This is a genomic window from Streptomyces sp. NPDC059037, from assembly GCF_042740015.1.
Classification (GTDB): domain Bacteria; phylum Actinomycetota; class Actinomycetes; order Streptomycetales; family Streptomycetaceae; genus Streptomyces.
The window spans coordinates 10332-19362 of the sequence record NZ_JBHYIG010000190.1; the positions used below are offsets into that span (position 1 = coordinate 10332).

The window sequence follows — 9031 nt, forward strand, 5'->3', positions numbered from 1 at the left end:
TGTGTTGTGTTACAGCCGCCCGGGGGCGGCGCTGGGGCCGCCGCCGCCGCGCGGGCCCCCCCCCGGGGGGCCGCCCCCCCCCCCCGATGCCACCACTGGTGTGCCGCAGGCCATCGCCTCCAGGTTGACGATGCCGAGCGGCTCGTACACCGAAGGGCAGACGAACACCCGGGCCCGGCTGAGGAGTTGGACGATCTGCCGGCGCGGCAGCATCTCCGGGATCCAGTGGACTCCCCCGCGCGCACGACTGAGCCCCTGGAAGAGGGTGCGGAACTCGGCGTCGATCTCCGCGGTGTCCGGGGCTCCGGCGCAGAGCACGAGCTGGGCCGCGGGGTCCAATTCGGCGGCGGCGCGCAGCAGATGGGGCACGCCCTTCTGCCGGGTGATGCGGCCGACGAACAGGACGTAGGGGCGCCCGGGGTCGATGCCGTGGCTCTCCAGGACGTCCACGCCGGGGACGGGGCAGTACAGGTCGGTGTCGATGCCGTTGTGGACGACGTGCACGCGGGCCGGGTCGACGGCCGGGTAGCAGTCGAGGATGTCGGCGCGCATCCCGTGCGACACGGCGATCACGGCGTCCGCCGACTCGACGGCGGTGCGCTCGGCCCAGCCGGACAGGGCGTAGCCGCCGCCCAGTTGCTCGGCCTTCCAGGGGCGCAGGGGTTCCAGGGAGTGCGAGGTCATGACGTGCGGGACGCCGTGCAGGAGGCTGCCGATGTGGCCCGCGAGATTGGCGTACCAGGTGTGGGAGTGGACGAGGTCGCAGCCGGTGAGCGCGGCCGCCATGGAGAGGTCCACGGAGAGGGTGCGCAGGGCGTCGTTGGCGCCTTCGAGCGCCTCCCAGGCCTGGTGCCGCGTGAGTCCGTCGACGGCGGTGTCCGGCTCTCCCCAGCAGTGCACGTCGACGTCGATCAGGGAGCGTAACTCCCGTGCGAGGAACTCGACATGGACTCCGGCGCCGCCATAGACGTCCGGCGGATACTCCCGGGTGAGCAGTCCCACTCGCACGCAGAAGCCCCCGTCCGTCCGCCCATTCCGTCGGCCGTTCGCCTCCTCATGGTCACCCAGAAGCGCCCGGCGGGGAAGAGTCCCGCACGGACCTGTGGGGCGGCCGCTCGAAGCAGCAGTCGCCGCACAGTCCGCCGCCGGGGCACCGGTAGTAGAGGCAGCAGCTGCGGCGCCGGAAGGCCGTGCCGTCGAGGGTTCCGGCGCCGCGCAGGTCGGGGTGGGCGAAGAGCTCGGCGGCCAGGTCCAGGGCGCGCTCCCCCGCTTCGGTACGTCCCGTGCGCCGCGCCCAGGTGTGCAGTTCGCGGGCCGCGCCGGCGAGCGCGGAGCCCGCGTTGCCCCACAGCAGGCGGGCGGAGATGCGGTAGCGGGCGCGCAGGGCGTCGGCCAGGGGCGCCAGATGGCTCTCCTGGACGGCGTCGCGGACGGCGGCGGCGTCGGCGGTCCTGCCCCGTACGTCGGTGAGCCACAGGTCGTCGGGCGAGCTGCCGTCGGCGTCCCAGTGCAGCAGCGCCGGGTCGAGGTCCGGCACTTCGCCGTGCAGCGCGGCCGACCCGAGCGCCACCGACCACAGCCGTGCCGCGAGCCCCAGCTGCGCCACGGACACGGCCACCCGCTCGTCGGGGGCGCCGAGCCGCGCGCCGACCTTGGCCACGCGGAACGCGAGGGGGCCGCTCTCCCCGGCATACACCCGTGCCAGGGGCGTCACTTGGGCGCCGTCCGGCGGTGTGCCCGTGCGCAGGGCGAAGAAGCCGCCGACGGAAGCGACTTCGGCCAGGTCGATGTGGTGGTTGCCGACGTGGTGTTTCACGACAGCAGAGCCTAGGCGGACACGTCGGCGCTACGCCCGGCGGAACAGCGCCGTCCACAGGAAGGGCTCACCGAAGTGCGCGGACTCGGGCGGCTCGTCGCGCATGCGGCGCAGTTCGACCTCCGTGAGGTCGGAGAAGATCCAGCGCAGGGACTCCGGTGTGTAGGCGAGACCGCCCCGCAGGCCGGAGGCGCGGTAGAAGTCCGCGTCGGGCAGCTCGGAGCCCATCTCCCCTGCGGCGAAGCAGTTGAGGGCGAGATGGCCGCCGGGCGCCAGGAGGCGGTCGAGCAGGGCGAGGTAGCTGATGCGGCGGTGCGGCGGCAGGTGGTGGAAGCAGCCCGAGTCGTAGATCAGGTCGTACGGTCCTGCCGGCTCGTCCGCCGTGAACTCGAAGGCGTCGCCGCAGTGGAACCGGACGTCCGCGCCCACCTCACGGGCCCGCTCTTCGGCCCAGGCGACGGCCGCCGGGGAGAGGTCGACGGCGTCCACCCGGAAGCCCTCGGCGGCCAGGTGCAGGGCGTTGCGGCCCGGCCCGCAGCCCAGATCCAGGGCGCGGCCCGGCTCGATCAGGCCCCGGTCCAGGTACCCGACCAGGTTCTCGTCCGGTTTCGCGACGAAGAAGGGCACCTGCCGGGAGCGGTCGTCGTAGAAGCCGTCCCACCAGTCCGCGGCGTCGGCGGTCCAGCGGTCCGCTTCCGGCGCGAACAGGCCGTCCAGGAGCTTCAGGACGTCGTCGACACTGCGTATGTTCCGGTGCATCCGGACCCCTTTCCACGAGCGGAAATCGTATCGGCGATCTAGACGAAAGCCCAGGTCAGACGCTGTTTCGCGAGGGCGCGAGCGGGCTTCTGGGGAGGGCCTGAGACCCGCCGAAGGACTGCGCCCCGGACCACCCGGGAGCGGTCGTCCGAGCCGCGGCGAGGGGCCCGCACGGGGCCGTTCACGGCTCCGCTCGCGGAAGAATTTTCGAGATTCTGGATGATCCACCGAACTACTCCGTAACCCACCCGTGGGAGGACATCTGGCGGGTCGTACTCCATCGGCAGTAGGACCCAATGCCTGCTGAGGTACGACGACGTGGAGCCGAATCCGCGAGATCGTAGAGGGTATGGAAGCCGACCGTTCGCCGCGCCGGACGCCCCGGGCCCACAGGGCTTATCGCACACCGTGGAGCACCTCATGAATGCCCTCACGGTGGCCGTGCTGCTCTCCCTCGTGTCCGCCGTCGCCTACGCGGGCGGAGCGATCCTTCAGGAGCGCGTCGCGGTGACCACGCCGGAGCGGCGGTACGCACCGCTGCGCCGCGGCATGTGGTGGGTTGCCATCGCGCTGAACAGCCTCGGTGCGCTGCTGCACGTGGTGGCGCTCGCGTACGGGCCGCTGAGTGTGGTGCAGCCGCTCGGCGCCCTGACCATCGTCTTCGCCCTGCCGATGGCCGCCGTCTTCGTGCGCCGCAAGGCAGGGGCCACCGCCTGGCGCGGCGCGATCATGGCGACCGTTGGGCTCGCGGGCCTGTTGTCGCTGACCCAGGCCGCGGACGCGCAGTCCCTGGACAACGCCGAGCGGGTCATGGTGGCGCTCGCCACCGGCGGCGCCGTCCTGGCCCTGATGGTGCTCGCACACGCCGTGCACCGGCATCCGGTGGTGCGCAGTGTGCTGCTGGCCGGCGCGGCGGGCGTGGCCTTCGGCATCGCCTCGGTGTTCACCAAGACCGTCGCGGTGGACTGGTCGGAGCACGAGCCGCTGACGCGGCAGCTGCCGAGCCTCGGTGTGATCGCCGTCCTCGCGGGCGCAGGGGTGCTCATCTCGCAGGCCTCGTACCGCGGTGCGGGCCTCGCGGCGCCGCTGTCGACGGTGACGGTGGTGAATCCGGTCGTGGCGGCCGCGGTGGGGCTCACGCTCTTCGGTGAATCGTTCCGCTACGGCACCGCGGGTACGGCTGTGGCGCTGGGCTTCGGCGTCGTCGCCGCGGGCGGTCTGATCCTGCTGACCACGGAGCGGATCGCCACGGAGGACCAGCCGGCGCCCGGGGCGAGCGTGCCGGTGGCCAAGGGCGGGCGCGTGCCCGCGGAGCCGAAGCCAGTCGTGGACGCCGGGGATGTGCGGGCGCACGAGCTGCCCGCCGTGCCCGCACAGCCCACGCCCGGTCCGCACCGGCGGGTGCTGTTCCGCCACACCCGCCATCACCGGGAACGCATCGGCTCCTGACAAGCGTCGTCGAAGCCCCCTGAGTCTCGGACTCAGGGGGCTTCCGGCGTTCCGGGGGCGTCGCTCAGATCCGTACGCCGCCCGCGCGCAGATAGGCCAGCGGATCGACGTCCGAGCCGAAGCCGGGCCCCGTCCGGATCTCGAAGTGCAGATGCGGGCCCGTGCTGTTGCCCGTGGACCCCGAGCGCGCTATGCGCTGCCCGGCGCCGACCTTCTGCCCCGCCTTCACCGTGAGCGCCGAGAGATGGCCGTACTGGGAGTACTTGCCGTCGGCGTGCCGGATCACCACTTCGTAGCCGTACGAGCCGCCCCAGCCGGACGACACGACGGTGCCCCCGGCGACGGCCTTCACGGAGGTGCCGGTGGCCACGGGGAAGTCGACTCCCGTGTGGTAGCCCTTCGACCAGGAACCGCCCGCCGCGCGGTAGGGCGTGCTGGGGGACGCGGCCACCGGGGCGGAGAAGCCCTGGGCGGCCTGGGCCGGCTTCGCCTTGCGGGGCTCGGCCTTGGGCCTCGGCTTCGGTTCGGCCCGCTGCTTGGGCTCGGCCCTGGGCTTCGGCTTGGGGTCGGCCTTCGGCTTGGGCTCGGCCCGCTGCTTCGGCTCGGTGCGGTGGCCCGCCCCCGGCTGGCCGCTCTTCTTCTGCGCGGCGTGCAGCGCGAGCCGCTGGCCCGGTGTGATCAGGTCGGGGTCGGAGCCGATGACCTCGCGGTTGGTGTCGTACAACTGCCGCCAGCCGCCGCCCACTCGGCGTTCGTCGGCGATCCCGGAGAGCGTGTCGCCGCGTACGACGGTGTACATCCGGGCGGTTCCGGCGGTGGACTGCGGTGTCACCTCCGGCTTGACGTCCTTGACCTCGCGCTGGGGCGCCTTCGCAGCCTTCTTGGGCGCGCTCATCGGCGTGACGTCCGGCGCGTCGCCGCCCCGGGTCAGGCCCGCCCGCTCGGAGCAGACCGGCCAGGCCCGCGGCCCCTGCGCCTCAAGGACCTTCTCGGCGACGGCTATCTGCTGGTCCTTGGTGGCGCGGTCGGCGCGCGGGGCGTAGGCGGTGCCGCCGTACGCCTCCCAGGTGGACTGCTTGAACTGGAGGCCGCCGTAGTAGCCGTTGCCGGTGTTGATGCTCCAGTTGTTGGTGGACTCGCACGCCGCGACCTTGTTCCAGGTGTCGACGTCGGCGGCGTTCGCCGTCCCGGTGCCGATCAGCGGAAGCGCCATCCCCGCGCCGCCCGCCGTGACGGTCAGCGACGCTCGGTTGATCCGGTTCGGCTGATACCGGCGGTGCCGGCCGCGTACGGCCATGAGAGCCCCCTCGGTCACACACATCACGTCAGGTCGGAACCGTCGGGCCGGACTGGTCACATCAGACACACGACAAGGCGGCAAGTTAGCCGCTCCGACCGATCCATGACAAGGGTGCGAGGCCGAGGGGACTCCGGCCGGTCATGCCGTCAAGTGCTCGGCGAGCCAGCGGAGTTGGACACCTTGCTGGTGGGGGCCGCCGCCCTCGTGGTCGTTGAAGGCGTACACCTCCATCGACCGCTCGGCCCCCGCATACGCGTTGTGCGCGGCGAACACCGTGGACGGCGGGCACGTGAGGTCCTCCAGGCCCGCCGAGAAGAGCGCGGGCGCCCGGCCACGCGCCGCGAAGTGCACCCCGTCGAAGTAGGAGAGTGTCTGAAAGACGCTCTCTTCGGAGCCGCGCCTTGCCTGCATATAGAGAGCGATCTCTCTGTACGGCGGCCGGTCGGTGAGGGTGGTCGCGCGCGGGAAGTCGCACAGGAACGGCACGTCGCACGCGATCGCCGCCAGGTCCGGGACGAGCCCGCCGACGGCGAGCGTGATGCCGCCGCCCTGGCTGCCGCCGATCGCGGCCACCCGCGAGCCGTCGACCAGCGGATGGGCGCGGGCCGCCTCGACGGCACGTACACCGTCGGTGAAGACGCGGCGGTAGTAGTACTCGTGCGGGTCCTCGATGCCGCGCGTCATATAGCCCGGATACGCCGGTCCGCTGCCGACCGGATCCGGGGTGTCGCCCACCGAACCGCCGCTGCCCTGGCCCCGGGTGTCCATCACGAAATTCGCGAAGCCCGCCGCCGACCACAGCAGACGCTCGTGGGGAAGTCCGCGTCCGCCGCCGTAGCCGATGTACTGGACGACGGCGGGCAGCGGCTCGCTCGTCCCCGCGGGCAGAATCAGCCAGCCCTTGACGGGGTGGCCGCCGAACCCGGCGAACGTCACGTCCAAGACGTCGACCGTGCTCAGCGGAACGTCCACGAGGTCGAAGCGCGCGTCCAGGTCGTGCTCGCGTGCCGCCGAAAGGGTCTTCTCCCAGAACGCGTCGAAGTCGTCCGGCTCCGCCAGATCGGGCCGGTAGCGGCGGAGTTCGTCCAGCGGCATGTCGAAATGGGGCACGGGCTGCTCCTTCGTCGGAGACAGTGTCGGAATGTCACGCTACGCCGCGGGGCAATACTGGCGAACACCATCGGCACGTCCACTTCCAGAAGCACCTCAAGCAGCACCTCCAGAAGTACCTACAGAAGCACTTCCAGCAGCACTTCCAGGAGCCACGGCATGAGCAGTACGTCAGCCCAGATCGGTGTCACGGGCCTCGCGGTCATGGGACGCAACCTCGCCCGGAACTTCGCCCGCAACGGCTATACGGTCGCCCTCCACAACCGCACGGCGGCCAGGACCCGAGCCCTGGTCGAGGAGTTCGGCGACGAGGGCGACTTCATCCCCACGGAGACCGCCAAGGAGTTCGTCGCCGCGCTCGAACGCCCGCGCCGTCTGGTCGTCATGGTGAAGGCGGGCGAGCCCACGGACGCGGTGATCCGGGAGTTCGCGCCGCTCCTGGAACCGGGCGACATGATCGTCGACGGCGGCAACGCGCACTTCGCGGACACCCGGCGCCGCGAGCGCGAACTGCGGGAGCAGGACCTCCACTTCGTCGGCACGGGTGTCTCGGGCGGCGAGGAGGGCGCGCTGCTCGGCCCGAGCATCATGCCGGGCGGCTCCGGGGAGTCGTACGCGGCGCTCGGCCCGATGCTGGAGAAGATCTCGGCGAAGGCCGAGGACGGCGCCCCCTGTGTCACGCACGTCGGCCCGGACGGCGCCGGGCACTTCGTGAAGATGGTGCACAACGGCATCGAGTACGCGGACATGCAGCTGATCGCCGAGGCGTACCAGCTGCTGCGCGATGTGGGGGGCTATTCCCCCGCCCGGATCGCGGACATCTTCCGCACCTGGAACACCGGCCGCCTCGACTCGTATCTGATCGAGATCACGGCGGAGGTCCTCAGCCACGTCGATGCCGCGACGGGCAGGCCGTTCGTGGACGTCGTGCAGGACCAGGCCGAGCAGAAGGGCACGGGCCGCTGGACCGTGCAGATCGCCCTGGATCTGGGCGTGCCGGTGTCGGGCATCGCCGAGGCGGTGTTCGCCCGCTCGCTCTCGGGGCACACCGAACTGCGGGCGGCGTCACGGGAGTTGCCCGGCCCCACGGCGAAGCCGCTGGGCGAGGCGGAGGCGCGCGCGTTCGCCGACCAGGTCGAGCAGGCGCTGTACGCCTCGAAGATCGTGTCGTACACGCAGGGCTTCCACGAGATCGCGGCGGGCAGCGCGGAGTACGGCTGGGACATCGACCTGGGCGCGGTCGCCGCCATCTGGCGCGGCGGCTGCATCATCCGGGCCGCCTTCCTTGACCGCATCCGCGCCGCCTACGACGCCCGCCCCGACCTGCCGAGCCTGCTCTCGGACGCGACGTTCGCGCAGGAGATCGGCGCGGCCCAGGACGACTGGCGCGCGGTCCTCGTCGCCGCCACCCGGCAGGGCGTCCCCACGCCGGGCTTCTCGGCGGCCCTCGCCTACTACGACGCGCTGCGCGCGGACCGGCTGCCGGCCGCGCTGACGCAGGGGCAGCGGGACTTCTTCGGGGCGCACACCTATCGGCGTACGGATCGGGAGGGGTCGTTCCACACGCTGTGGGGCGGTGACCGCTCGGAGGTGCGGTCCTAGCTGTGACCGCTCGGAGGTGCGGTCCTAGCGCCTCCCGGCGGGCCTCACATCGGCTTCGGCTCCGTGTCCGGTCCCGGCGGCTGCGGGACCGGGGACGGGGGCGGCTGCGGCACGGGCGCAGGCTCGGGATGCGGCACCGGGTCCGGGACGGGAATGGGCCGATTGGGGTCCGGGGCCGGGATCGGCCCGTTCGGGTCCGGGAACGGCGAGGGCGGCGCGGGGTCGGGGTAGGGATGGGTCATGGGGTCCTCCAGCGGGGTTCGGAGGTCGGTCTGCGGGGTCCGGAGGTCGGACGCGTCCACTGTCTCCCGCCTCGCGTGCCCACGCCCGCCGAGTCCACGCGTCCCCGCGCCGCCCGATGTCAGCCTTCGGTGCGGCTGAGCCGTACGACGGGGATGTCCCGATCGGTCTTGCGCTGGTACTCCGCATAGGGGGCGAACAGCTCGACCAGGCCCGGCCAGACCCTGGCCTTGTCCGCGGCCGAGAGGGTCGTGGCGCGGGCGGTGAACCGCTCCTCGGTGCCCACGCGGAGCCGTACGTCGGGCTCGTCCACCAGGTTGCGGTACCACAGAGGGTGCTCGGCGGCGCCGCCGTTGGACGCCACGATCAGGTAGTCGTCGCCGTCACGGCCGTAGATGAGCACGGTGCGGCGCCACTGTCCGGTGCGGCGGCCGCGGTAGTCGAGCAGCAGACAGGGCGCACCCATGACCTCGGCGCCCTTGGTGCCGCCGGACTCCTCGTACAACTTGGCCTGCTTGGCCACCCAGCCCGTCGGGCTGATCACGGTTTCTTCGCCCCGCTGAACCATGTCCACTCCCTGTCGACGCCGAGTACGCGGTCGAGTACGGGGGGGGGGGGGGGGTGTCGAACCGCCCCGACTCGAACGCCGAGCCGCCCGCCCCCCCCCCGACCCCCCGCCCCCCGCGCCGCGGGTTTCGCGCCGCGCCCCCCCAGGGGCCGCGGATATTCGGCGACCGGGGGGGGGGGCTCCCCCC

Annotated in this window: 8 protein-coding genes and 1 pseudogene; 2 read left to right on the forward strand and 7 right to left on the reverse strand. The window is 72.4% G+C overall.

What is annotated here, in order from left to right:
- The 3 genes and pseudogenes from glgA to ACFWY6_RS30935 all read right to left on the reverse strand — a co-directional run.
- Positions 1–1008 (reverse strand): annotated as a pseudogene (glgA, locus tag ACFWY6_RS30925) (glycogen synthase); the annotation flags it as partial.
- Positions 1009–1060: 52 nt separating this feature from the next.
- Entirely contained in the window at positions 1061–1816 is a 756-nt protein-coding gene (locus ACFWY6_RS30930; RefSeq protein WP_384697249.1) for an IucA/IucC family C-terminal-domain containing protein, read from the reverse strand.
- Positions 1817–1846: 30 nt separating this feature from the next.
- The gene (locus tag ACFWY6_RS30935) at positions 1847–2575 is read right to left on the reverse strand and encodes a class I SAM-dependent methyltransferase (RefSeq protein WP_384697252.1); all 729 of its coding nucleotides are present in this window, start codon (positions 2573–2575) and stop codon (positions 1847–1849) included.
- 420 nt (positions 2576–2995) lie between these two features.
- On the opposite strand from ACFWY6_RS30935, the gene ACFWY6_RS30940 reads away from it, so the two are divergent.
- Positions 2996–4024 (forward strand): DMT family transporter, encoded by a 1029-nt coding sequence (locus ACFWY6_RS30940; RefSeq protein WP_384697255.1) that lies wholly within the window; start codon positions 2996–2998, stop codon positions 4022–4024.
- Between the two features lie 64 nt (positions 4025–4088).
- Here the strand turns inward: ACFWY6_RS30940 and ACFWY6_RS30945 are convergent, their stop codons facing one another.
- Together ACFWY6_RS30945 and ACFWY6_RS30950 are read right to left on the reverse strand one after the other, a co-directional pair.
- Complete coding sequence (locus ACFWY6_RS30945) at positions 4089–5321, reverse strand: transglycosylase family protein (protein WP_384697258.1); 1233 nt, start codon at positions 5319–5321, stop codon at positions 4089–4091.
- A 141-nt stretch (positions 5322–5462) separates the two neighbouring features.
- The gene (locus ACFWY6_RS30950; RefSeq protein WP_384697261.1) at positions 5463–6434 is read right to left on the reverse strand and encodes an acetylxylan esterase; all 972 of its coding nucleotides are present in this window, start codon (positions 6432–6434) and stop codon (positions 5463–5465) included.
- Between the two features lie 159 nt (positions 6435–6593).
- Between ACFWY6_RS30950 and gndA the strand changes: the two genes are divergently transcribed.
- Positions 6594–8036 carry an NADP-dependent phosphogluconate dehydrogenase gene (gene gndA, locus ACFWY6_RS30955; protein WP_384697264.1) on the forward strand — a complete coding sequence of 481 codons (1443 nt, stop codon included), beginning with the start codon at positions 6594–6596 and terminating at the stop codon, positions 8034–8036.
- Positions 8037–8080: 44 nt separating this feature from the next.
- Here the strand turns inward: gndA and ACFWY6_RS30960 are convergent, their stop codons facing one another.
- Both ACFWY6_RS30960 and ACFWY6_RS30965 read right to left on the reverse strand, forming a co-directional pair.
- The gene (locus tag ACFWY6_RS30960) at positions 8081–8278 is read right to left on the reverse strand and encodes a hypothetical protein (protein ID WP_384697267.1); all 198 of its coding nucleotides are present in this window, start codon (positions 8276–8278) and stop codon (positions 8081–8083) included.
- Positions 8279–8397: 119 nt separating this feature from the next.
- Entirely contained in the window at positions 8398–8844 is a 447-nt protein-coding gene (locus ACFWY6_RS30965; protein WP_384697270.1) for a nitroreductase family deazaflavin-dependent oxidoreductase, read from the reverse strand.
- Positions 8845–9031: the final 187 nt, after the last annotated feature.